Genomic DNA, 23,991 nt, shown 5'->3' with positions numbered 1-23,991 from the left:
GGGGGCGCGGCCCGGCGCCTGCCCCGTTGGTGGGGCTGGCGGCCGGTCTGGGGGCGGGCTAGGCTGTTGCCGGAACAAGCAGCAAAGGATGTGCCATGCCCGGACTTCGCCCCGATGTCGATCCCGATGGCCTGCAGGAATTCTCGGTGGTCTTCACCGACCGTTCGCTGAATCACATGTCGCAGAAATTCCAGGCGGCGATGCGCGACATCTCGGCCACGCTGCGCCGGGTCTATGGCGCCCAGGCGGTGGCCCTGGTTCCCGGCGGCGGCACCTGCGCGATGGAGGCAGTCGCCCGGCAGTTCGCCCGCGACGCCCATGCGCTGGTGATCCGCAACGGCTTTTTCAGCTTTCGCTGGAGCCAGATCCTGGACATGGGCGGCTTTGCCGGCGAAACCACCGTGCTGATGGCGCGCCCGGCGGGGAACGATCCGCAGGCGCCCTTTGCCCCCGCGCCCATCGACGAGGTGGTCGAGAAGATCCGCGAGGCGCGCCCCGACGTGGTCTTTGCCCCCCATGTCGAGACGGCCGCCGGCATGATCCTGCCCGACGACTATATCGCGGCGGTGGCGGCGGCCGCGCATGAGGTCGGGGCGCTGATGGTGCTGGACTGCATCGCCTCGGGCGCGGTCTGGGTCGACATGGCGGCCACCGGCGTCGACGTGCTGATCTCGGCCCCGCAAAAGGGCTGGTCGGCCTCGCCCTCGGCGGGAATGGTGATGTTCTCGGCCCGCGCGGCCGAGCGGCTCGATGAGACGGCCTCGAACAGCTTCGCGCTGGACCTGAAGAAATGGCGCACCATCATGAAGGCCTATGAGGACGGCGGCCACGCCTATCACGCCACCATGCCGACCGACGCCATCATCGGCCTGCACGCCGCCATGAAGGAAACCGAGGCCATGGGCTTCGACGCCGCGCGGGACGCACAGTGGCGGCTGGGGAACGCGGTGCGCGCAGAGTTGGCGCGGCGCGGGTTGCGCTCGGTCGCGGCCGAGGGGTTCGCGGCGCCGGGCGTGGTCGTCTGCTATACCGACGATCCCGACATCCAGAACGGCCGCAAGTTCCTGGCCCAGGGCTATCAGATCGCCGCAGGCGTTCCCCTGCAGGTCGGCGAGGGCGAGGGGTTTCGCAGTTTCCGCATCGGCCTGTTCGGGCTGGACAAGCTGAAGGACGTCGACGGCACCGTGGCGCGGCTGGTCCAGGCGTTCGACGCGGCGCTATAGCGCAGCATTTTTCCGCGTCGCCTGGAACAATCTGCCGGGCAGCGCGGTTTTGGTCCCGATCAGACAGTTCGATCTCGAAAGGATAGGACCATGGCAAACCAAGATGCCCAAGACCTGAAAAACGAAGCGCAAAAAGCCGGCCAGGATATTGGCCAAGAGGCTCGCAAGGCGGCCGAAAGCGCCCGCGAGCACGGCCACAAGGCCGCCCAGGACGCCGGTGAGGCGCTGGAGAACGCCCGTCAGCGCGGCTCGGAATTTGTCGAGACCGCCAAGGAAAAAGGCGCGGAGCTGCTGGACGAGGCCAAGCGTCGCGGCTCGGAATATGTCGAGACGGCCAAGCACCGCGGTTCGGAATATGCCGAACAGGCCCGCGACGAAGCGCGCCGCCTGTATCGTGAAGGCGAGCGCCGGGCGGGCGAGGTCGCGGCCTATGCCGAGGATTACTACGACGACGTGTCGGCCATGGTGCGCCGCAACCCGGCCCAGGCGCTGGGCATCGCGGCTGGGGTCGGCTTCCTGCTTGGCCTGATCCTGTCGCGTCGCTGAGACCGCGGGCATGTTCGTCTATGCCAAGAACATGCAGCTTGCCCTGTCGGACAAGCTGCACCGCCTGGGCCTGGCAGCCGGGGCAGGCGTCGTCCTGATCCTGGGTGCCGGGTTCCTGCTGGCGGCGCTGTGGACCTGGCTGGCCTATCACCTCGGCTGGGGCTCGCTTGGGGCCTCCCTGGCGATCGGACTGGTGATGGTCGTGATCGGCGTCATCTTCCTGATGATGGCCAAGCACGAACGCCATCCCATGCCCAGCACCGACGAGTTGAAGGCCGAGGTGCAGCAGCAACTGCATCTGGCCGCCGACACCGCCATCGCCAAGGTGTCCACCGCGGCCGACCAGGCCGTCGACCGCGCCGCGACCAAGGCCAACGCGTTGCTGGATACGGCCGAGCAGAAGGTCCATGGCGTGGCCGACGATCTGGCTTACCGCGCCAACCGCTTCGCCGATCAGGCCGAGGCCCGGGTCTATGGCACTGTTCGCGGCGTGACCGAGTCCACGGCCGAACGTTTCGGCCTGGGGGCGCAACCGGCAGCCAGCCGGACAGGGCAGGGCGGCGGCGCCTCGGGCGCTTCGCGCTATGGGGCGGTGCTGGGGGCGCTGGCCATCGGGTTGACGGTGGCAAATCGTCTGCAGCACCGGCGACATCGCGACGACCCCCCGGATTACCACGGATAGGCCCGCCATTGGCGGGCCTTTTCCTTTTCCTTAATCCAGCGCGGCCAAGATGCGCGCCCAGCTGCGCGCACCCTTGGCGAAACTTTCCACGTCATATTTCTCGTTCGGGGAATGGATGCGGTCGTCGTCGCGGCCAAATCCGATCAGCATGGAGTCCATCCCCAGGATTTCCTGGAAATCGCCCGCGACAGGGATCGAGCCTCCGGCCCCGATATAGGCCGCTTCGCGCCCCCATTCCTGCGACAGGGCATTGCGCGCCACGGTGAAAGCCGGGTCGGAGATGTCCATCCGGCTGGCGGGGCTGGCGCCATGGTCCTGGAAGGTGACGGCGCAGTCCTCGGGCATCGCGGCCCGGACATGGGCGCGAAATGCCTCGCGGATCGCCTGCGGATCCTGGGTGCCGGTCAGGCGGAAGCTGACCTTGGCGCGCGCCTCGCCGGGAAGGACGGTCTTGAACCCTTCGCCGGTATAACCTCCGGTGATGCCGTTGATTTCGAAGGTCGGGCGGTTCCAGACCATCTCCAGCGCCATGCGCCCACGTTCGCCCACGGGATGCTTCAGGCCGACGCGCGACAGGAAGTCGCCCGCGTCGAAGCCCAGGCTTTCCCAGTCGGCGCGCAGCTGGTCGGACAGCTCCTCGACCCCGTCGTAGAAGCCCGGCAGGGTGATGCGCCCGCTGTCGTCCTTGACGGTCGCCAAGGCGTTGACCAGCACCTGGATCGGGTTCGCGGCCAGCCCGCCGAAGCTGCCCGAGTGCAGGTCGCGGTCGGCGGCGCGGACGGTGATCTCCTCGCCCAGCAGGCCGCGCAACTGGGTGGTGATCGCGGGGCGCCCGTCGGCATAAAGCCCGGTGTCGCAGATCAGGGCGATGCCGGCGCGCAATTCCTCCGCATTCTCGCGCAGAAAGGGCCGCAGGCTGGGCGAGCCGGACTCCTCCTCGCCCTCGAACAGCAGGATCAGGTCCGAGGGCAGGGCGCCGTGGATCGCCTTCCAGGCGCGCACTGCCTCGACAAAGGTCATCAACTGGCCCTTGTCGTCGGCGGCGCCACGGGCGCGGATCACGCGTCCCTGCGGCGTGTCCTGGATTTCGGGGTCGAAGGGCGGACGGTCCCAAAGCTCCAGCGGATCGACGGGCTGCACGTCGTAATGGCCATAGAACAGCACGGGCCGCCGCGCGCCCTTGGGGGAATGGGCCACCACCATCGGATGGCCGGGCGTGTCGCGGACGGCGGCCGCGAATCCCAGCCCCGCCAGTTCCGCGCACAGCCATTCCGCGGCCCGCCGGACGTCGCCCCGATGCGCCGGATCTGTCGAAATGGACGGGATTCGCAAAAAGGCGCACAGCCGGTCGAGCGCCTGTGGTAGAGTGGCATCAAGCGTTGAAACTATTTCTTCGATTCTGCTGTTTTCGTGCATTTTCAAGCTTTCCTGACCGATTTCCTAGGATGGATCATGTGATCCCATGGTCGTAATGCGACATTTTGGCCCTATATTTTCTGCGACTTGACACGTATCAAGTCGGTACCCGCGGGATCGGACCATGATCCCCCAAGCAAGCAAGTTCAAGCAAGGCAAGGGATGAAGATGGACTATTCAGCCGCCCTCGATCAGGCCATCGGCAAACTGCACGAGGAAGGCCGGTATCGGACGTTCATCGATATCGAGCGCCGCAAGGGTGCCTATCCCAAGGCCATCTGGACGCGACCCGACGGGACGGAAAGCGAGATCACGGTCTGGTGCGGCAACGACTATCTGGGCATGGGCCAGCACCCCGTCGTCCTGGCCGCCATGCACGAGGCGCTGGACGCCACCGGCGCAGGCTCGGGGGGCACGCGCAACATCTCGGGCACCACGATCTATCACAAGCGGCTGGAAACCGAACTGGCCGACCTGCACGGCAAAGAGGCCGCCCTGGTCTTTTCCAGCGCCTATATCGCCAATGACGCGACGCTTTCGACGCTGCGCAAGCTGTTTCCCGGCCTGATCATCTATTCCGACGCGCTGAACCATGCCTCGATGATCGAGGGGATCAAGCGGTTCGACGGCGCCAAACGCATCTTCCGCCACAACGACGTGGCCCATCTGCGCGAACTGCTGGAGGCCGACGACCCGGCTGCGCCGAAGCTGATCGCGTTCGAATCGATCTATTCGATGGACGGCGATTTCGGCCCCATCGCAGCGATCTGCGACCTGGCACAGGAATTCAATGCCCTGACCTATCTGGACGAGGTCCATGCCGTCGGCATGTACGGTCCGCGCGGCGGCGGCGTGGCGGAACGCGACGGGCTTGCGGGCCGCATCGACATTTTCAACGGCACGCTGGGCAAGGCCTTCGGTGTCTTCGGGGGCTATATCGCCGCTTCGGCCAGGATGGTGGACGCGATCCGCTCCTATGCTCCGGGCTTCATCTTCACCACCTCGCTGCCGCCTGCGGTGGCGGCGGGCGCGGCGGCCTCGATCGCCTTCCTGAAGACGGCCGAGGGACAGGTCCTGCGCGACCAGCAGCAGCTGAACGCCCGCATCCTGAAGATGCGGCTGCGCGGCCTGGGCATGCCGATCATGGACCACGGCAGCCATATCGTGCCGGTCCATGTCGGCAATCCGGTCCACTGCAAGGCGCTGTCCGACATGCTGCTGGCCGACTTCGGCATCTACGTCCAGCCGATCAACTTCCCCACCGTCCCCCGCGGGACCGAGCGGCTGCGGTTCACGCCCTCGCCGGTACACGCTCCGCGCGAAATCGACGGGCTGGTCAAGGCGATGGATGCACTGTGGTCTATGTGCAAGCTCAACCGCTCGGCGAGTGTGGCGTGACGGACGGGGGATGCTAAGCTCTCGCGCCCGTGATAACCTTGCTTTAATGAGCGTATGAGAGTCTCCTGATTCGGGAGATAAACATCGGCAAAATGAGGCAGGCGTAATGATCGGGCTGAGGGGGACTCCCCCGTTGCAGCATGATGGGCAGGCAGATCTGCCACCCGGTTTCGATGACCCGGACATCCGGCTGGGCGATGTGATGCGGGGCGAACGCGCCACGCTTGGAAAGTCGCTGCTCGATGTCCAGCGCGAATTGCGCATCCGCGCGTCCTATGTCGCCGCGATCGAGAATTGCGACATCTCGGTCTTCGACGCGCCCAGCTTCGTGGCGGGCTATGTCCGCTCCTATGCCCGCTACCTGGGGATGGACCCCGAATGGACCTTTCGCCGCTTCTGCCATGAATCGGGGTTTCAGCCGACCACCGGCATGGCCCCGGTCCCGGGCATCAAGCCCTTGCGCCGCGCCGCCGACCCGGCCGAGGCGCTGGCCAACCCGCATCCGATCTTTCTGCCCAAGCCCGAAAGCATGTGGTCCGGCGTCGAACCGCGGGCCATCGGCTCGGTCCTGGTCATGGTGCTTCTGGCCTGCGGTCTGGGCTATGGCGGCTGGTCCGTCCTGCAAGAGGTGCAGAAGGTCAACCTAATGCCCGGCGACCAGGCCCCCGGCGCCATCGCCGCGCTGGATCCCGTGCAAGAGGCGGCGGTTCCCGAAACCGTCGAATCGGCACAGGTGAACCTGCCCCGGCCGGAAGGGGTCGACGGCTCCTATCGCCCCGAGGCCTTGGAGGTTCCGGTTCTTGTCGCCCGCGACGGCCCCATCGCCGCCATCGACCCGGGGTTGAAATCGCCCGCCATGCAGCCCGAAACCGCCATTGCCCAGGCGACCGTGGCCGCGACCCGTCCCATCCAGACCGCGGCCGCGGGGCAGGCCTTCGGTCCGCCCATGCCGCAGGCCCCCGCCCTTCAGGCCGCGCTGCCCCAGGCGCAGGGAATCCAGATCCTGGCCGCGCGTCCCGCCTGGGTCCGCGTCAGCTCGGCCGACGGCACCGTGCTGCTGGAAAAGACGATGGATGCGGGCGAACGCTTCACCCTGCCGGCGCTAGAGCAGCCGCCCTTGTTGCGGACGGGGAACTCGGGCGCGGTCTATTTCGCGGTCAATGGCCGGACCTATGGCCCGGCGGCCCCCGGCGCCCGCGTGGTCAAGAACATCGAGCTTTCGGCCAATGCCCTGACCAGCCAATACGCCTTCGCCGATCCGGCCAAGGATCCGGAACTGGCGCAGATGATCGCGTTGGCGGCCGCCGAGCCCGCCGGCAACGGCAGCGCGCAGGAATAGGCGCGCGGGGCCCTGTCACGCGAACTTCAAGGGCTTCGGGCGGGCGGTGGCTTGCCCGGCCTGCCGCATGAGCCTATGTCTGGCCTGTCCCCCCCTCCCGGTGCTGAAAAGGCCCCCGCCATGTCGCTGAACCCGATCCGTCCCTGGCGCAACATCGACCGCCGCAAATCCCGCCAGATCATGGTCGGGCGCGTTCCGGTCGGTGGCGATGCCCCGATCAGCGTGCAGACGATGACGAACACCGACACCAGCGACGTGCGCGCCACGCTGGACCAGATCATCCGCTCGGCCGATGTGGGCGCCGATATCGTCCGCGTCTCGACCCCGGACGAGGCCTCGACCCGCGCCTTGCGAGAAATCTGCCGCGAAAGCCCGGTGCCGATCGTGGCCGACATCCATTTCCACTACAAGCGCGCCATCGAGGCGGCCGAGGCGGGCGCCGCCTGCCTGCGCATCAACCCCGGCAACATCGGCGACGAAAGCCGGGTGCGCGAGGTCATCAAGGCCGCGCGCGACCACGGCTGCTCGATCCGCATCGGCGTCAACGCCGGCAGCCTGGAAAAGCATCTGCTGGAAAAATACGGCGAGCCCTGCCCGGATGCGATGGTGGAATCCGGCCTCGACCACATCCGGATCCTGCAGGACAACGACTTCCACGAATTCAAGATCAGCGTGAAGGCCAGCGACGTCTTCCTGGCCGCCGCCGCCTATCAGCAACTGGCCGAGGCGACCGACGCCCCGATCCATCTCGGCATCACCGAGGCCGGCGGCCTGATGGCCGGCACTGTCAAATCCGCCATCGGTCTTGGCAACCTCCTGTGGATGGGCATCGGCGACACGATCCGCGTCAGCCTGTCCGCCGATCCCGTCGAAGAGGTCAAGGTCGGGTTCGAGATCCTGAAATCCCTGGGCCTGCGCACCCGGGGCGTGCAGATCATCTCCTGCCCCAGTTGCGCACGCCAGGGCTTCAACGTCATCAAGACGGTCGAAACCCTGGAAAAGCGGCTCGAACACATCAAGACCCCCATGAGCCTGTCGATCATCGGCTGCGTGGTGAACGGTCCGGGCGAGGCGCTGATGACCGACATCGGCTTTACCGGCGGCGGCGCGGGCTCGGGCATGGTCTACCTGGCCGGCCGACAGGATCACAAGATGACCAACGACCAGATGATCGATCACATCGTCCAGCTCGTCGAACAACGCGCCGCCGAACTCGAGGCGGCCGAGGCAGCCGGAAACCAGGCCGCCGAATAGCGCGCGCTCCTCGCGTTTCCTTGTTGGTCAAATACCCATGCCGCCCGCGCCACCGGGCCGGGCGGCGCCTGTTTCAGCCCTGCTTGGCCGCCCGGATCTGTTCGATCACCGGCCCCAACCCCTGGGCCGGAATGCCGCGCAGCATCTCGCCCTCGATGATGAATGTGGGGGTGCCCATGATCCGCATCTGCTCGGCCAACTGGTGGTTCTTGCGCAGCACGGCCGACACCTCCTCGGTGTTCATCCGGCTGATGACGGCATCGGCATCGACGCCCACTCCGCCCGCCAGGGTCTTGAGCGATTCCAGCGTCACCGGCCCACGCGATTCCATCAGCGCGTCATGCGTCTTCTTGTAGGCATCCGGCCCGGCGATCTGCTGGACCGCGACGGCAAAGCGGGCGGCCAGCTGGCTTTCCTCGGTCAGGATCGGAAACTCCTTGAGGATGAAGCGGATGTTGCCGTCCTCTTTCAGCAGCGCCTCAAGCTCGGGGTTGATCTTCTTGCAGTAGCCGCAGCGATAGTCGATGAACTCGACCAGCGTCACGTCGCCCTGGGGATTGCCGCCGACCCAGCTGTGGCCGTCGTTGAAGATCGCGTCGCGATGGGTCTGGACCAGAACCTTGTCGTTTTGCGCCTCGTCGGCCAGGCGGCGCTCCTCCATCACGTTGATCGCCTCGACCAGGACATTGGGGTTCGCCATCAGATAGTCGCGCACCGCCTCGCCGAAGGCGGCCTTTTCGGCGTCGCTCATCGCCGCAGGATCGAAGGCCAGGGCTGGCAGGCTGGTGGCGGCCAGCGCCGCGGCGGTCACAAGGGCTTTCATCGGGGGTCCTTTCCGTGCTGGCGCAAAGCTTGGCGCGGGCGCGGCGCGGTTGCAAGCCGCCGCGGTCCGTCCTTCACGCGGGCTTGACCGCCCCCGCCTGCTTGACCGCGCCCGCCCAAGTTGTGATACCCCCCGAAAACCAACAACACGCCCGGAAGGCATGAGGCAGGAATGAAACAGTCGCGCCGAGGCCAGGTCGATCCCTTCATCGTCATGGACGTGATGGAGGCTGCCCGCCGGGCCGAGGCCCAGGGCCGCCATGTCATCCATATGGAGGTCGGCCAGCCCTCGACCCCGGCCCCCGCGGGCGCGCGCCGGGCCCTGGCCGCCGCGCTCGATCGGCCGCTGGGCTATACCGTGGCGCTCGGGCTGCCGGAACTGCGCCAGGGCATCGCGGCGCTGTACCGGCGCTGGTACGGGCTTGACCTGGACCCCGCGCGGGTGGTGGTGACGCCGGGCTCCTCGGGCGCCTTCATCCTGGCCTTCTCGGCCCTGTTCGACGCCGGCGACCGCGTGGCCCTGGGCGAGCCCGGATACCCAAGCTATCGCCAGATCCTGCGCGCCATGTCGCTTGAACCCGTGGGCATCCAGACCCGGGCCGAGGACCGCTATCAGCCGCGCCCGCAGGACCTGCCCGCCGATGTGCAGGGCCTGATCCTCGCCTCGCCCGGCAATCCCTCGGGGACGGTGCTGCGGCGCGACGAACTGGCGGCGCTGTCCGGGCGGGCGGACGAACTCGGCATCAGCCTGATCTCGGATGAAATCTATCACGGCCTTGACTATGGCGCCGGCTTTCATTCCGCGCTTGAGGTGACGAACCAGGTCTTTGTCATCAACAGCTTCTCGAAATACTTCAGCATGACCGGCTGGCGGGTGGGCTGGATGGTGGTGCCCGAGGCCATGGTCCGCACGGTCGAACGCATCGCGCAGAACATGTTCATCTGCCCGCCCCACGCCAGCCAGACGGCCGCATTGGCGGCCCTGGACTGCATCGAGGAAGCCGAGGCAAACCTTTCCGTTTACGCCGAAAACCGCCGCATCATGCTGGAACGCCTGCCGCAGATCGGGTTCACCCGGATCGCGCCGCCCGAAGGCGCCTTCTATATCTATGCCGATGTCTCGAACCTGACCGAAGACAGCCTGGGCTTCTGCGCCGAGATCCTGGACAAGGCGGGCGTCGCCGTCACCCCCGGCCTCGACTTCGATCCGCGCCGGGGCGCGCGGACGCTGCGCTTCAGCTATGCCCGCGCCACCGCCGAGATCGCCGAGGGGCTGGACCGGCTGGCCCGCTTCATGGCCGCGCGATGAGGTGGCTTGCGGCGCTGCTGCTGGCGATCCTGGCACTGCCCGCCCTGGCGCAAGAGCGGTCGGCGCTGGCGCATCTGGACCTGGGCCAGTCCGCCATCACGGCCGAGGGCCGCGACCGGGGCAAGCCGCGGCCGCTGACGGTTTCCCTGACGCTCAGCCATCCGGTGCCCTATCGGGTTTACTTCCTGGACGGCCCGCCCCGGCTGGTCGTCGATTTCCGCGAGGTCGATTTTTCGGGCAGCGACGCCCAGGCGCTGCCGGGGCGCGATCTGGTGCCCGCGCTGCGCTGGGGCCGCTTTCGCCCGGGCTGGTCGCGGATGGTGGTGGAACTGCCGGGCCCCTATGCCCTGCGCACGGCGATCCAGAAGCCCGCGCCCACGGGAGCCGGCGCCTTGGTCGCCTTGCGGATCGAGCCGGTCGCGCCCGAGGATTTCGTGACCCGTGGCAACGCGCTTTCGGCGCTTTGGGATCTGCCGCAGCCCTCGGCCACCGCGCCGCCGCCGGTCCATCGCCACACCGGGCGGGCGCTGCGCATCGCGCTTGACCCCGGCCACGGCGGCCACGACCCCGGCGCTCAGGTCGGCGCCATCAGCGAGGCGTCGCTGATGCTGGCCTTTGCGCGCGAACTCTCGGACATCCTGACGCGGGCGGGGTTCCAGGTGGTGTCCACCCGCACCGACGACAGCTTCGTGCCGCTGGAACGGCGCATGACCATCGCGCGGGCGGGGCAGGCGGACCTGTTCATCTCGCTGCACGCCGACGCCCTGCCGGCGGGCGAGGCCGCGGGCCTCTCGATCTATACCTGGAACCAGGAGGCCGACGACCGCGCCACGCGGGAATTGGCCATGCGCCACGACCGCGACGACCTTCTGTCCGGCGTGGACCTGGCGGGGACCGACGACCAGGTGGCCGACGTGCTGATGGATCTGGCGCGGCTCGAGACGCATCCGCGATCGGTGACCTTCGCCAAGTTCACCGTCTCGGAACTGAACCGGGCGGGGATCGGGATGCACCGCATGCCCGTGCGCGGGGCGGCGTTCTCGGTGCTGAAATCGCCCGACATCCCCTCGGTGCTGATCGAGCTGGGCTTTCTGACCGATCCGGGCGACCGGGCGAACCTCTTCGACCCCGAATGGCGGTCGCGCACGGCGCAGTCCATCGCACGGGCCATCGGGCAGTGGGCGCAGGACGACGCGATCCGCGCCGGGCTTTCGCGGCACTAGCGCAAGGTTGCTTTGACGCAGCCGGCGGTGCCCACTATAGAGGCGCCATCCCGTCCCGAAAGGCCCGGCCGCTTGATACGTTTCGTCCTGTCGTTTCTTGGTGCGATCTTTTCCTGGGTCGTGACCGGCATCGTGTTCGTCGCCCTGACCCTCGGGGCGGTGTTCTGGATGTATTCGCGCGACCTGCCCAGCCATGAACAGCTGGCGCAATACAGTCCCAAGACGATCAGCCGCGTCTATTCCGGGGAAGGCCGCCTGATCGACGAATTCGCCGAGGAACGGCGCATCTTCGTGCCGATCGACGAAATTCCGCCGCTGGTCAAGGAAGCCTTCGTCAGCGCCGAGGACAAGAATTTCTACCATCACCACGGCTTCGACCCGCGCGGCATGGTGGGCGCGCTGATCCAGGCCGTCCAGTCGCGCGGCGAAAGCGTGCGCGGCGCCTCGACCATCACCCAGCAGGTGATGAAGAACTTCCTGCTGTCCAGCGACCGCAGCGCCGAGCGCAAGATCAAGGAACTGATCCTGGCCACCCGCCTGGAACAGACGCTGAGCAAGGACCAGATCCTTGAACTTTACCTGAACGAGATCTTCCTGGGCCAGAACAGCTTTGGCGTCGCCGCCGCCGCCCAGACCTATTTCAACAAGCCCCTGACCGAGCTTGCCCCGCACGAAGCCGCGACGCTGGCCGCCATGCCCCAGGCCCCCGGCCGCTATCACCCCGTCCGCGCGAAAGAGCGCGTGACCGAGCGGCGCAACTATGTCCTGCGCGAGATGTGGCAGAACGGCTATATCGACGAGGCGACCTATCAGTTGGAATCGAAACTGCCGCTGCGCTCGGTCCAGAACGGCGACTTCCCGGCCTTCCAGAAGCAGCTGCCGCCGCGCGACTATTTCACCGACGAGATCCGGCGCCAGCTTTCGGCCCAGTTCGGGCACGAGGAGTTCTTCGGCGGCGGCTTGGCCATCCGCGCCACGGTAGAGCCCGACCTGCAGCGAATCGCGGCGCGCGCGCTGCAAAAGGCGCTCGAGCAATACGACCGCGGCCGCGGCGTCTGGCGCGGCACCCGCCAGCGCATCCCCGAGGAGAAGCTGGGTGCCGAGCAGGACTGGCGCGCCGCCCTGGCCGAGGCGCAGGTGCCCCGCGACATCGAGGGCTGGTATCCCGCCGTCGTCCTGGCGCTTGGCAGCCAGGACGCAACGCTGGGCATCGAGGGGCAGGAGGGGACGGCCCAACTGCCCGCCAAGGACGTGCAATGGGCCCGCAAGCGCCAGGCGGACGGCCGGCTGGGGCCAAAGGCCAAGGTGGCCGCCGACCTGCTCGAGGTGGGCGATGTCGTGCTGGTGCGGCGCATGACCGCCGACAACGACGGCAGCTTCATTCGCTGGACGCTGCGCCAGGTCCCGGAAATCCAGGGCGGCTTCATGGCGATGGACGTGAACACGGGCCGCGTCATGGCGATGCAGGGGGGCTTTTCCTATCAAAGCTCGGTCTTCAACCGCGCCACCCAGGCGCAGCGCCAGCCGGGGTCGAGCTTCAAGCCCTTCGTCTATGCGGCGGCGCTGGATTCGGGCTTCAACCCCGCCACCATCGTGGTGGACGAACCGATCACCGTGAACACGCCGCAGGGCCTGTGGGCGCCCAAGAACGCCTCGGGCCGGTTCTACGGGCCCACTCCCATGCGCATCGGGATCGAACAGTCCCGCAACCTGATGACCATCCGCATCGCCCAGGACATCGGCATGGACACGGTCGCGAAATACGCCGAGAAATTCGGTGTCTACGACCACCTGGGCCATTTCCTGGCCAATGCCCTGGGCGCCCAGGAAACAACGCTGTTCAAGATGGTCGCGGCCTATGCCATGTTCGCCAATGGCGGCGAGCGGGTCGAACCCACGCTGGTCGACCGCGTGCAGGACCGCCGCGGCCGCACCATCTATCGCCACGACCAGCGACAATGCGTGACCTGCGACCAGCCGACCCTGCCGGCCGGCGCCGGGCCCCAGATCCGGTCGAACCGCGAACGCGTGATGGATGCGATCACCGCCTATCAGATCACCTCGATGATGGAAGGCGTGGTCAAGCGCGGCTCGGGGCGCGGCGTAAACCTGCCGGTGCCGGTCGCGGGCAAGACGGGGACCACGAACGACGCCAAGGACGTGTGGTTCATCGGCTATACCTCGAACATCGTCGCCGGCTGCTACCTAGGCTACGACCAGCCCCGCACCCTGGGCGAAAACGCCTATGGCGGAACGCTCTGCGTGCCGGTCTTCAACGAATTCATGCGCGAGGCGGTGCGCGAATACGGCGGCACCGACTTCAAGGTTCCGCCGGGCGGGCATTTCGTCAACATCGACCGCTTCACCGGCGCGATCCTGGGACCGGACGCCAAGGGCGACAACGTGATCGCCGAATATTTCCGCGACGGCCAGGAGACCAGCGGCCTGACCCTGGTGGACGGCGGCTTCGGCCGGGCCGAGCCGGGCACCCTGCCGCTTTTCACCGAAGCGCGCGACGGCGGCCAGGCCGTCACGACCTCGACCGGAAAAAAGCGGGTGATCCCGAAGAAGGCCGACTTCGGCACGCTGTCCTCGGGTGGGCTCTACTAGCGCGCTGACCGTCGCGGCCCGTGTTTCATCGTTTCGCAAATACCCTCGGGGGTCCGGGGGCAGACAGCCCCCGGCCTGCCGCCGCCCCCGGGGACCGGCCGCCCGGCCCCTGCGCCTTGCGAGCCGGGCTCGCCCACGCTATCTGTCTGCGGTCATCCGACCCCCCGTGACCTGAAAGAGACCGACCATGCGCGCCGAAACCCAAGCCACCATCGATGCGATCCGCAAGTCGCTGAAGCTTCTGGCGCAGCGCATGGATTGGGAGACCGCGCCCCACCGGCTGGAGGAACTGAACGCGATGATCGAGGCGGGCGACATCTGGTCCGATCCCGCCCGCGCGCAGAAGCTGATGCGCGACCGCCAGAAGCTGTCGGATGCGGTCGAGACCTACCGCCGGATCAGCACCGAGCTGAACGACAATGCCGAACTGATCGAACTGGGCGAGGCCGAGGGCGACGCCGAAATCGTCGCCGATGCCGAAGCCGCGCTGAAGGCGCTGGCGGACCTGTCCGCCCAGAAGGAACTCGAGGCGCTCCTGAACGGCGAGGCCGACGGCAACGACACCTTCCTGGAGGTGAACGCCGGCGCCGGCGGCACCGAAAGCTGCGACTGGGCCAGCATGCTGGCGCGCATGTATGTCCGCTGGGCCGAGAAGAAGGGCTACACCGTCGAACTGCTGTCCGAGACGGCGGGGGACGAGGCCGGCATCCGCTCGGCCGCCTACAAGGTCTCGGGCCCGAACGCCTATGGCTGGCTCAAGTCCGAATCGGGCGTGCATCGGCTGGTGCGCATCTCGCCCTATGATTCGGCGGCGCGGCGGCACACCTCGTTCAGCTCGGTCTGGGTCTATCCGGTGGTCGATGACAACATCGAGATCGAGATTCCCGACAAGGACATCCGCATCGACACCTATCGGTCCTCGGGCGCGGGCGGGCAGCACGTCAACACGACCGACTCGGCGGTCAGGATCACCCACCTGCCGACCAACATCGTCGTGACCAGTTCCGAAAAATCGCAGCACCAGAACCGCGCGAACGCCATGGCGGCCCTCAAGGCGCGGCTTTATCAGCTGGAACTCGACAAGCGCAACGCCGCGATCAACGCCCAGCACGAGGCCAAGGGCGACGCCGGCTGGGGCAACCAGATCCGTTCCTATGTGCTGCATCCCTATCAGATGGTGAAGGACCTGCGCACGGGGCACGAGACTTCGGACACGCAGGGCGTGCTGGATGGCGACCTCGACGCCTTCATGGCTGCGACGCTGGCCCTGGACGTGGCGGGCAAGAGCCGGGCCGAGGCGCAGGCCGAAGACTGATCCGGCAGTGCCTGCGGCGCGGCCGGCACGGGTATTTGGGAAACGGTGAAAGCCCGGTGTTTCGCCCGGGTTCGCGGGCAGTGCGCTTGTTCGGGGTCGGAGATTCCGCTTGCCTGGCCTGGCAGGGGTGTTCATGCTGCATCGCGGCGTGATATGCTGCACATGCGAATGGAATGGCGATGGGTGTCAGACGCATCAATCTGGCCTTGCAGGGCGGGGGCGCGCATGGCGCCTTTGCCTGGGGCGTGCTTGAACATCTGCTGAACGACGACAGCATCGAGATCAGCGGGATCAGCGGCACCTCGGCCGGGGCGCTCAACGGTGCGGCGCTGGCGGCGGGCCTGGCCTGCGGCCCGGGCCGGCGCGGGCGGCGCGCGGCGCTTGAGAACCTGGAGCATGTCTGGTCGCAGGTCAGCCAGATCAGCGACAACCGCTTGGTGCGCTGGATCCATTCGCTGTTCCCGGTGCCGCGCTTTCTGCAAAGGCTGACCGAGCTTGTTTCGCCGGTCGCCTGGATGGAGGGGGTGACGCGGCTGTTCAGCCCCTATGACTATGGGCCGTTCTATTCGAACCCGCTGGCCGGCATCCTGCAGGACATGCCGCACCCCCGGCTGGGGCTGGAACGGGGTCCGCAGTTCTTTGTCACCGCGACCAATGTGCGGACCGGGCGCATCCGCGTCTTTTCGGGCGTCGAGGTGACGGTGGACACCATCCTGGCCTCGGCCTGCCTGCCCACGCTGTTTCGCGCGGTCGAGATCGACGACCCCGCCACCGGCCGGCGCGAGGCTTACTGGGATGGCGGCTATTCGGGCAATCCGGCGCTGTTCCCGCTGTTCGCGCCCGACCTGCCGCGCGACATCGTGATCGTGAACATCAACCCGATGCTGCGCGAGACGCTGCCAAGGACCCCGGCCGCGATCCAGGACCGGATCAACGAGATCAGCTTCAACGCCTCGTTGCTGCGCGAACTGCGGGCCATCAACTTCGTCAAGCGCCTGCATGCCGAGGAGCGGCTGTCCGGGCGGGCAATGAAGAACCCGCTGATCCACATGATCATGGACGACTTCCTGATGAACAAGCTGACGGCGGCCACCAAGCTGGTGCCCGCGCCCGGCCTGCTGCACACGCTGCGCGAGGCGGGGCGCAGCGCCGCAGAGCGGTTCATGGACTATCACGCCGCCAATCTGGGCGTGCGCGATTCGGTCGATCTGCCGCGGCTGTTCAGCTAGGCCATCGCGGCCGCGATCCGCGCCGCCAGCCGGGCGTTGTTCAGGACCAGCGCGATATTGGCGTCAAGCGAGCGGCCCCGGGTCAGTTCGAAGATGCGTTGCAGCAGGAAGGGCGTCACGGATTTCGCGGCGATGCCCTGGGCCTCGGCCTCGGCCAGGGCCTGTTCGACCACCGGGATCATCGTGGCGCGGGGGATTTCGTCGGCCTCGGGGATCGGGTTCACGACCAGCTGGCCGCCCGAAAGGCCCAGGTCGGTCCGCAAGAGCCCCGCGCGGGCAATCTGGGCCGGGTCGTCCATGCGCAGGGGGGCCGCAAGGCCCGAGTCGCGCGACCAGAAGGCGGGCAGCGGGTCCTGGCCGAAGGCGATGACCGGCACGCCCAGTGTCTCCAGCACCTCGAGCGTCTTGGGCAGGTCCAGGATCGCCTTGGCCCCGGCGGCGACCACCGTGACCGGCGTGCGCGCCAATTCATGAAGGTCGGCGGAGATGTCGAAGCTGGTTTCCGCGCCGCGATGCACGCCGCCGATGCCGCCGGTGGCGAAGGTGCGGATGCCGGCCAGATGGGCGCAGATCATGGTTGCGGCGACCGTGGTGGCGCCTGTGCGTCCCAGCGCCAGGCAGGCGGCCAGGTCGGCGCGCGACAGCTTCATCACCTGTGCGCCGGGGGTTTCGGCCAGCCCCTGCAGCGTGGCGTCGTCCAGGCCGATGCGGATGCGCCCGTCGATCACGGCGATGGTCGCGGGGGTCGCGCCGGCCTCGCGCACCGTCGCCTCGACCCTGCGGGCCACCTCCAGGTTCTGGGGATAGGGCATGCCGTGGGTGATGATCGTCGATTCCAGGGCGACGACGGGGCGGTTCGCGGCCAGGGCCTGTTCGACCTCGGGGGCAAAGACCAGAAGATCCTTCATGCGGTTTCCTTTGAAAGGGGGCCCTGCGGCGGGGCGGTGATGTGGCGCGTCGCTGCGGCGATGCCGGCGGCGAGAGCCTGGTCGCGGGGCGCGCCCGCGTCTTCGGCGGCAAGGTGGCCTGCCAGGAAGCTGTCGCCTGCGCCTGTCACGTGGCGGGCGGTGACGGCGGGGGGCACAAGCGTCAGGGTCGGCCCGCCCGCCACGGCATCGGCGACGGCGCGCGGCCCGTCCGTCACCAGGACCCGGGCCGCGCCAAGCGCCACGACAGCCTCGGCCGCCTCGGCGGCCAGGGGCAGGGGGCGCCCGGCCAGCGCCTCGGCCTCGAGCCGGTTGAGATGCAGGATGGCGCGGGGATGGGCCAGCAACGGCCGCAGCCGGGGGGCCTTGTCGGGGCTGGCCGGGACGATGCGCAGTGCGGCGCGGGACAGCCAGGGGGCGCGGGCGATCAGCGCCAGCACGGGCTCGGTCAGGTTGCCGTCCACGACCAGCGTGCCGCGCCAGGGCGCGCCCGCATCGCCCAGCCGTCCGTCCCGCAGGGGTGCCAGGATCGCGGGTCCCGCCGCCTCCAGCCCACGGGCGTCGGCGACGGCGGCGACCAGCCCCTGGGGGCCTTCGATCGCCATATAGGTGCCGGTCGGGCCAGGATCGCGGTGCAGCCAGCGGGTGTCGACGCCCTGGCGCGCCGCCTCGGCCAGCAGGGCGTCGCCCGCCGGATCGCGGCCCAGAGCGGACAGAACACCGGGGGCCAGCCCTTGCCGCGCCAGGGCCAGCGCGACATTCAGCGCGACGCCGCCGGGGCGCTGGTGGATGCGGCCCGGCACATCCTCGCCCAGCGTCATGGGGGCCGAGGCCTGTCCGATCACGTCCCACAGCATCGCGCCCGCGCAAAGGATGCGGGGCGGCGCGGGGGCAGGGTCGGGACGGGGCATGGCGATCCGGTGGGCGGGCAGGGGGCGGCGGGGCGCAGGCACCGCCTTGCCCGGCAGCTAAAGCAACCTGCCGCCGGGCGTCAACCGCGCGCCGGCCTGTCGCCATGGCGCCCATGACCGCCCGGACATGCCCGGTGCGGCGGCCGATCATGACGATACGGCAATCCGGCCCGCGGTATCCCGACCGCGCGGGCCAGGGCTCGCGTCCTCACCCCCTCTCCGGCGTGCCGGGATTTCGCGCCATGGCCGCGCAGGGCGATTGACGAAGACGCCGCCTCGGGCGATGCTGGCCGAAGGGACCTGTCCGGGCACCTTTTCGGGACGCCGAAGCCGTGCGGCAAAGCGACATTCTAATTGGCAGAATGTCACATTCCGTCGCGTCAGTGCTGTGGATTCGTCGCAGGGATAGGTCATCGCTCTTGACCTTAGCAGAGCTTTGGTTTGCATCGGACCTCAAGGATACATCTGACATGGGAGGCAATATGTCGATCCTTTCCACCCGTTTCCTGGCGGCCTCGGCGCTTGTGCTGATGGCAGCAACGCCGCTGAGCGCGAAGACCTTCGTCTATTGCTCGGAAGGCTCGCCCGAGGGCTTCGACCCCGCGCCCTATACCGCCGGGACCACCTTCGATGCGTCGGGCCATGCGGTCTACAACCGGCTGGTCCAGTTCAAGCCCGGCACGACCGAGATCGAACCCGCGCTGGCCGAAAGCTGGGACGTGTCGGAAGACGGGCTGACCTATACCTTCCACCTGCGCCAGGGCGTCAAGTTCCACTCGAACGACAAGTTCACGCCGACCCGCGACTTCAACGCCGACGACGTGATCTTTACCTTCATGCGCCAAGCCAGCGCCGAGAACCCCTGGCACGAATACATCCCCGGCATCACCTACGAATATTACTCCTCGATGGAGATGGACAAGCTGATCAAGTCCATCGAAAAGGTCGACGACCATACGGTGAAGTTCACCCTGAACCAGCCCGAGGCGCCGTTCCTGGCCAATGTCGCCATGCCCTTCGTGTCGATCCTGTCCAAGGAATATGCCGACACGCTGGAGGCCGCCGGCACGCGCGAGGACCTGAACAACGCGCCCATCGGCACCGGCCCGTTCAAGTTCGTGGCCTATCAGAAGGACGCAGTGATCCGCTACCAGAAGAACGCCGACTACTGGGGCGAGGCGCCCAAGATCGACGACCTGGTGTTCGCCATCACCCCCGACGCCTCGGTCCGGCTGCAAAAGCTCAAGGCCGGCGAATGCCACCTGATGCCCTATCCCTCGCCGGCCGACATTGCCGACATCAAGGCCGACCCGAACCTGCAACTGCTTGAACAGGCCGGGCTGAACGTGGGCTACCTGGCCTATAACACCACCGTCGCGCCCTTCGACAAGCCCGAGGTCCGCAAAGCGCTGAACATGGCCATCGACAAGAAGGCCATCGTGGACGCCGTCTATCAGGGCAGCGCTGTGGTCGCCAAGAACCCGATCCCGCCGACCATGTGGGGCTACAACGACTCCATCGAAGAGGACAAGTACGACCCCGAGGCCGCCAAGGCCGCGCTCGAGGCTGCCGGCGTCAAGGACCTGACCATGGAGGTCTGGGCCATGCCGGTGCAGCGCCCCTACATGCCCAACGCCCGCCGCACCGCCGAGCTGATCCAGAACGACTTCTCCAAGATCGGCGTCAAGGTCGACATCGTCAGCTACGAATGGGGCGAATACCTCAAGAAGTCGATGGAGGAAGGCCGCAAGGGCGCCGTCATCCTGGGCTGGACCGGCGACAACGGCGACCCCGACAACTTCCTGTCGGTGCTGCTGTCCTGCGCCGCCGCGACGCCGGGCGGCGCGAACCGCGCCTATTGGTGCAACCAGGAGTTCTCGGACATCATCGCCAAGGCCAAGACCACCAGCGATCACGCCGAGCGGGTCAAACTGTACGAACAGGCGCAGGTGATCTTCAAGCAGGACGAGCCCTGGGCCACGCTGGCGCATTCGACGCAATACGTGCCGATGCGCAAGGAAGTGACCGGCTTCGTGCAGTCGCCGCTGGGCGACTATACCTTCGAAACCGTCGATCTGACCGAATAATCATTCGGTTTCATGTGCTGCGGCCGTGCGGGGGACCACCCTTCGCACGGCCCTTTTGGATCAGGATCCGATGCTCAGATTCATTCTTGCCAAGCTGCTCTACCTGATCCCCACCATGCTGGGGATCACGCTGGTGGCCTTTGGCTTCATCCGCCTGCTGCCGGGCGACCCGGTGCTGCTGATGGCGGGCGAACGCGGCGTCTCGCCCGAACGCTACGCCCAGATCGCGGCCCAGCTTGGCTATGACAAGCCGATCTGGCAGCAATACCTGAATTACCTCGGCAACCTGCTGCAGGGCGACCTTGGCAATTCTCTGGTCACGAAAAAGCCCGTGCTGGCCGAGTTCCTGGCCCTGTTCCCGGCGACGGTCGAACTGGCTCTGGTGGCCATCGTCATCGCGACCGTGATCGGCGTGCCGGTGGGCGTCATCGCCGCGATCAAGCGCGGCTCCTGGTTCGACCAGATCTCGATGACCGGGGCGCTGATCGGCTTTTCCATGCCGATCTTCTGGTGGGGGCTTCTGCTGATCATCTTCTTTTCGGGCGTGCTGGGCTGGACGCCGGTGTCGGGGCGCATCTCGCTGATGTATTTCTTTCCGCCCGTCACCGGCTTCATGCTGATCGACAGCCTGCTCTCGGGGCAGGACGGCGCCTTCGCCTCGGCGCTCAGCCACCTGATCCTGCCCTCGGTCGTGCTGGCGACGATCCCGCTGGCCGTGATCGCGCGCCAGACCCGCTCGGCCATGCTCGAGGTGATGGGCGAGGACTATGTCCGCACCGCCCGCGCCAAGGGCCTGCCCACCCGCCGGGTGATCGGCGTCCACGCGCTGCGCAACGCCATGATCCCCGTCATCACCACCATCGGGTTGCAGATCGGCGTGCTGATGGCCGGCGCCATCCTGACCGAGACGATCTTTTCCTGGCCCGGCATCGGCAAGTGGATGATCGATTCCATTTCGCGCCGCGATTATCCGGTGGTGCAATCGGGCCTGCTCTTGATCGCCGCCATCGTGATGATCGTGAACCTGATCGTCGACCTGACCTATGGTCTTATCAATCCGAGGATCCGGCACAAATGACCGATACCACCGTGAAACTCTCGGACGCGGCCATCCGTCGCCGGCAGCTCAAGGAGTTCTGGTTCTACTTCAGCCAGAACCGGGGCGCGGTGATCGGGCTTGGCGTCTTTGTCCTGCTGGTGCTGACGGCCATCTTCGCGCCGCTGATCGCGCCGCACGACCCGACGCAGCAATACCGCGACGCACTGCTGGTGCCGCCGATCTGGCAGGACGGCGGGCGCGCGGGCTTTCTGCTGGGCACGGACGCGGTCGGCCGGGACATGCTGTCGCGGCTGATCTATGGCGCGCAATATTCGCTGTTCATCGGCATCGTTGTGGTCGCCATCGCCCTGACCGGCGGCATCTTCATCGGCCTGCTGGCGGGCTTCTATGGTGGCTGGGTCGATACCGTCATCATGCGGGTCATGGACGTGATCCTGGCCTTCCCCTCGCTCTTGCTGGCGCTGGTGCTGGTCGCGGTGCTGGGGCCCGGCCTGACGAACGCGATGATCGCCATCGCCATCGTCTACCAGCCGCATTTCGCCCGCCTGACGCGGGCCGCGGTGATGGGCGAAAAGGCCCGCGAATACGTCACCGCCGCCAAGGTGGCCGGGGCCTCGAACCTGCGGCTGATGTTCAAGACCATCCTGCCGAACTGCCTGGCGCCGCTGATCGTGCAGGCGACGCTCAGCTTCTCCAGCGCGGTGCTCGATTCGGCCGCGCTGGGATTTCTGGGCATGGGCGCGCAGCCGCCCGCGTCCGAATGGGGCACCATGCTGGCCGAGGCGCGCGAATTCATCCTGCGCGCCTGGTGGGTCGTGACCTTCCCCGGCCTCGCCATCCTGGTGTCGGTGCTGGCGATCAACCTGATGGGCGACGGATTACGCGACGCGCTCGACCCGAAACTGAAGCGGAGCTGAGGCCATGTCCCTTCTGACCATCCGCAACCTGACCGTGCGCTTTGCCACCTCGACCGGCAGCTTCACTGCCGTCGACGGCATCGACGTCACCGTGGACAAGGGCGAGGTGCTGGCCATCGTCGGCGAATCCGGCTCGGGCAAGTCCGTCTCGATGCTGGCGGCGATGGGGCTTCTGCCCGACACCGCCACCGTCACCGCCGACGAGATGCGCTTCGACGGCCAGGATCTCCTCCGCATGGCGCCGCGCGACCGCCGCCGCATCATCGGGCGCGAGATCACGATGATCTTTCAGGAACCCATCGCGTCGCTGAACCCCAGCTTCACCACCGGCTACCAGATCGAGGAGGTGCTCCGCTTCAACGCCGGCATGTCCCGCAGGCAGGCCCGCGCCCGCGCGCTGGACCTGTTCCGGCAGGTCGGCATCCCCGACCCGGCGGAAAAGCTGAAGTCCTATCCCCACCAGATGTCGGGCGGTCAGTGCCAGCGGGTGATGATCGCCATGGCCATCGCCACCAACCCGCGCCTGCTGATCGCGGACGAACCGACCACCGCGCTCGACGTCACCATCCAGAAGCAGATCCTGGATCTGCTGATGACGCTGCAGGAACAGACCGGCATGGCGCTGATCCTGATTACCCATGACATGGGCGTGGTCGCCGAAACCGCCGACCGCGTTCAGGTGCAATACAAGGGCAGGAAGATGGAGGAAGCCGACGTGCTGTCGCTGTTTCAGGCACCGAAACACCCCTATACCCGGGCGCTGCTCTCGGCCCTGCCGGAAAACGCCACCGGCGACCGCCTGCCCACCGTGGGCAGCTTCATGGAGGGCGCGGAATGAGCGTGGTGCAGGGCAAGAACATCGTCCGCGATTACCACGTCCCCGGCTCGCTGACCCGCCGGGCCAAGGTGGTGCGCGCGGTCAAGGGCATCAGCTTCTCCGTCGATCGCGGCAAGACGCTGGCCATTGTCGGCGAATCGGGCTCGGGCAAATCGACGCTGGCGCGCATCATCGCGCTGATCGACCCCGCGACCGAAGGCGAGCTTCTGATCGAGGGCAAGCCCGTCGACATCACCAGGGGGCTGACGCGCGAGATGCGCTCCAAGGTGCAGATGGTGTTCCAGAACCCCTATGGCTCGCTGAACCCCCGGCAAAAGATCGGCGACGTGCTGATGGAGCCCTTGCTTCTCAACACCGACACCCCCGCCGCCGAACGCCGCCGCCGGGCCGAGGAGATGCTGGTCAAGGTCGGCCTGCCTGCCGAGCATTTCAACCGCTATCCGCACATGTTCTCGGGCGGCCAGCGCCAGCGCATCGCCATCGCCCGCGCGCTGATGCTGAACCCGACGCTCCTGGTGCTGGACGAGCCGGTCTCGGCCCTGGACCTCTCGGTGCAGGCGCAGGTGCTGAACCTGCTGGCGGATCTTCAGGACGAATTCGACCTGGCCTATGTCTTCATCAGCCACGACCTGTCGGTGGTGCGCTACATCGCCGACGACGTGCTGGTGATGAACAAGGGCGAGGCGGTCGAACAGGGCACGCGCGAGGCGGTCTTTGCCAACCCGCAGCACCCCTATACGCGCGAACTCTTCGCCGCGACCCCGGTGACGGACATCGAGGCGATCCGCCAGCGCGTCGCCCGCCGCCAGGCGCTGCGCGCGGCCAGCGCCTGATTTCACCGTTTCGCAAATACCCTCGGGGGGTCCGGGGGGCGAAGCGCCCCCGG

The 23,991-nt window shown here is 67.4% G+C and carries 20 protein-coding genes; 16 read left to right on the top strand and 4 right to left on the bottom strand.

The window, feature by feature from the left end; translation table 11 throughout:
• The first annotated feature begins 95 nt into the window (after positions 1 to 95).
• The 3 genes from BU28_RS0100655 to BU28_RS0100645 all read left to right on the top strand — a co-directional run bounded on the left by BU28_RS0100655 (position 96) and on the right by BU28_RS0100645 (position 2,451).
• Positions 96 to 1,223 (top strand): aminotransferase class V-fold PLP-dependent enzyme, encoded by a 1,128-nt coding sequence (locus BU28_RS0100655; RefSeq protein ID WP_028717725.1) that lies wholly within the window; start codon positions 96 to 98, stop codon positions 1,221 to 1,223.
• 90 nt (positions 1,224 to 1,313) lie between these two features.
• Positions 1,314 to 1,769, top strand: coding sequence for a glycine zipper domain-containing protein (locus tag BU28_RS0100650; RefSeq protein WP_028717724.1), 456 nt, complete (start codon positions 1,314 to 1,316; stop codon positions 1,767 to 1,769).
• A 10-nt stretch (positions 1,770 to 1,779) separates the two neighbouring features.
• Positions 1,780 to 2,451, top strand: coding sequence for a phage holin family protein (locus tag BU28_RS0100645; protein WP_028717723.1), 672 nt, complete (start codon positions 1,780 to 1,782; stop codon positions 2,449 to 2,451).
• 30 nt (positions 2,452 to 2,481) lie between these two features.
• Here BU28_RS0100645 and BU28_RS0100640 read toward each other — a convergent pair whose 3' ends face one another.
• Entirely contained in the window at positions 2,482 to 3,867 is a 1,386-nt protein-coding gene (locus BU28_RS0100640) for a dipeptidase (protein ID WP_028717722.1), read from the bottom strand.
• Between the two features lie 168 nt (positions 3,868 to 4,035).
• Between BU28_RS0100640 and hemA the strand changes: the two genes are divergently transcribed.
• The 3 genes from hemA to ispG all read left to right on the top strand — a co-directional run bounded on the left by hemA (position 4,036) and on the right by ispG (position 7,858).
• The gene (gene hemA / locus BU28_RS0100635) at positions 4,036 to 5,265 is read left to right on the top strand and encodes a 5-aminolevulinate synthase (RefSeq protein WP_028717721.1); all 1,230 of its coding nucleotides are present in this window, start codon (positions 4,036 to 4,038) and stop codon (positions 5,263 to 5,265) included.
• A gap of 106 nt (positions 5,266 to 5,371) precedes the next feature.
• Entirely contained in the window at positions 5,372 to 6,604 is a 1,233-nt protein-coding gene (locus tag BU28_RS0100630) for a helix-turn-helix domain-containing protein (RefSeq protein WP_028717720.1), read from the top strand.
• A 120-nt stretch (positions 6,605 to 6,724) separates the two neighbouring features.
• On the top strand, positions 6,725 to 7,858 hold the full coding sequence (gene ispG / locus BU28_RS0100625; protein ID WP_028717719.1) for a flavodoxin-dependent (E)-4-hydroxy-3-methylbut-2-enyl-diphosphate synthase: 1,134 nt from the start codon (positions 6,725 to 6,727) through the stop codon (positions 7,856 to 7,858).
• 73 nt (positions 7,859 to 7,931) lie between these two features.
• Here ispG and BU28_RS0100620 read toward each other — a convergent pair whose 3' ends face one another.
• Positions 7,932 to 8,681, bottom strand: a complete 750-nt coding sequence (locus tag BU28_RS0100620; RefSeq protein ID WP_028717718.1) for a DsbA family protein — start codon at positions 8,679 to 8,681, stop codon at positions 7,932 to 7,934.
• A 171-nt stretch (positions 8,682 to 8,852) separates the two neighbouring features.
• Between BU28_RS0100620 and BU28_RS0100615 the strand changes: the two genes are divergently transcribed.
• The 5 genes from BU28_RS0100615 to BU28_RS0100595 all read left to right on the top strand — a co-directional run bounded on the left by BU28_RS0100615 (position 8,853) and on the right by BU28_RS0100595 (position 16,366).
• Positions 8,853 to 9,989, top strand: coding sequence for a pyridoxal phosphate-dependent aminotransferase (locus BU28_RS0100615; protein WP_028717717.1), 1,137 nt, complete (start codon positions 8,853 to 8,855; stop codon positions 9,987 to 9,989).
• Positions 9,986 to 11,212, top strand: a complete 1,227-nt coding sequence (locus BU28_RS0100610; RefSeq protein WP_028717716.1) for an N-acetylmuramoyl-L-alanine amidase — start codon at positions 9,986 to 9,988, stop codon at positions 11,210 to 11,212. The genes BU28_RS0100615 and BU28_RS0100610 overlap by 4 nt, the downstream gene beginning before the upstream one ends.
• A 72-nt stretch (positions 11,213 to 11,284) precedes the next feature.
• On the top strand, positions 11,285 to 13,822 hold the full coding sequence (locus tag BU28_RS0100605) for a penicillin-binding protein 1A (RefSeq protein ID WP_028717715.1): 2,538 nt from the start codon (positions 11,285 to 11,287) through the stop codon (positions 13,820 to 13,822).
• Positions 13,823 to 14,009: 187 nt separating this feature from the next.
• Entirely contained in the window at positions 14,010 to 15,137 is a 1,128-nt protein-coding gene (prfB, locus tag BU28_RS0100600; protein ID WP_028717714.1) for a peptide chain release factor 2, read from the top strand.
• 179 nt (positions 15,138 to 15,316) lie between these two features.
• Positions 15,317 to 16,366 (top strand): patatin-like phospholipase family protein, encoded by a 1,050-nt coding sequence (locus BU28_RS0100595; RefSeq protein ID WP_028717713.1) that lies wholly within the window; start codon positions 15,317 to 15,319, stop codon positions 16,364 to 16,366.
• Here the strand turns inward: BU28_RS0100595 and BU28_RS0100590 are convergent.
• Both BU28_RS0100590 and BU28_RS21685 read right to left on the bottom strand, forming a co-directional pair.
• Positions 16,363 to 17,274, bottom strand: a complete 912-nt coding sequence (locus BU28_RS0100590; protein WP_028717712.1) for a pseudouridine-5'-phosphate glycosidase — start codon at positions 17,272 to 17,274, stop codon at positions 16,363 to 16,365. The genes BU28_RS0100595 and BU28_RS0100590 overlap by 4 nt on opposite strands.
• Positions 17,271 to 18,203: a PfkB family carbohydrate kinase gene (locus tag BU28_RS21685; protein WP_036761723.1), complete on the bottom strand. Its 933-nt coding sequence runs from the start codon at positions 18,201 to 18,203 to the stop codon at positions 17,271 to 17,273. Before BU28_RS21685 ends, BU28_RS0100590 begins: the two co-directional genes overlap by 4 nt.
• 482 nt (positions 18,204 to 18,685) lie before the next feature.
• Here BU28_RS21685 and BU28_RS0100580 point away from each other — a divergent pair, with 482 nt between their 5' ends.
• From BU28_RS0100580 to BU28_RS0100560, 5 genes are all read left to right on the top strand, one after another.
• On the top strand, positions 18,686 to 20,290 hold the full coding sequence (locus tag BU28_RS0100580; RefSeq protein WP_028717711.1) for an ABC transporter substrate-binding protein: 1,605 nt from the start codon (positions 18,686 to 18,688) through the stop codon (positions 20,288 to 20,290).
• A 70-nt stretch (positions 20,291 to 20,360) separates the two neighbouring features.
• Entirely contained in the window at positions 20,361 to 21,368 is a 1,008-nt protein-coding gene (locus BU28_RS0100575) for an ABC transporter permease subunit (protein WP_028717710.1), read from the top strand.
• A complete protein-coding gene (locus tag BU28_RS0100570; RefSeq protein WP_028717709.1) occupies positions 21,365 to 22,267 on the top strand; it encodes an ABC transporter permease subunit in 903 nt (300 codons plus the stop codon). Before BU28_RS0100575 ends, BU28_RS0100570 begins: the two co-directional genes overlap by 4 nt.
• Before the next feature lie 4 nt (positions 22,268 to 22,271).
• Positions 22,272 to 23,105, top strand: coding sequence for an ABC transporter ATP-binding protein (locus BU28_RS21680; protein WP_051577650.1), 834 nt, complete (start codon positions 22,272 to 22,274; stop codon positions 23,103 to 23,105).
• Positions 23,102 to 23,938, top strand: a complete 837-nt coding sequence (locus BU28_RS0100560; RefSeq protein WP_028717708.1) for an ATP-binding cassette domain-containing protein — start codon at positions 23,102 to 23,104, stop codon at positions 23,936 to 23,938. The genes BU28_RS21680 and BU28_RS0100560 overlap by 4 nt, the downstream gene beginning before the upstream one ends.
• The last annotated feature ends 53 nt before the right edge of the window (positions 23,939 to 23,991 follow it).

Origin of the sequence: Paracoccus yeei ATCC BAA-599 (assembly GCF_000622145.1) — a bacterium.
Taxonomy (GTDB): Bacteria; Pseudomonadota; Alphaproteobacteria; order Rhodobacterales; family Rhodobacteraceae; genus Paracoccus; species Paracoccus yeei.
This window is presented reverse-complemented; position numbering and strand designations above follow the sequence as displayed.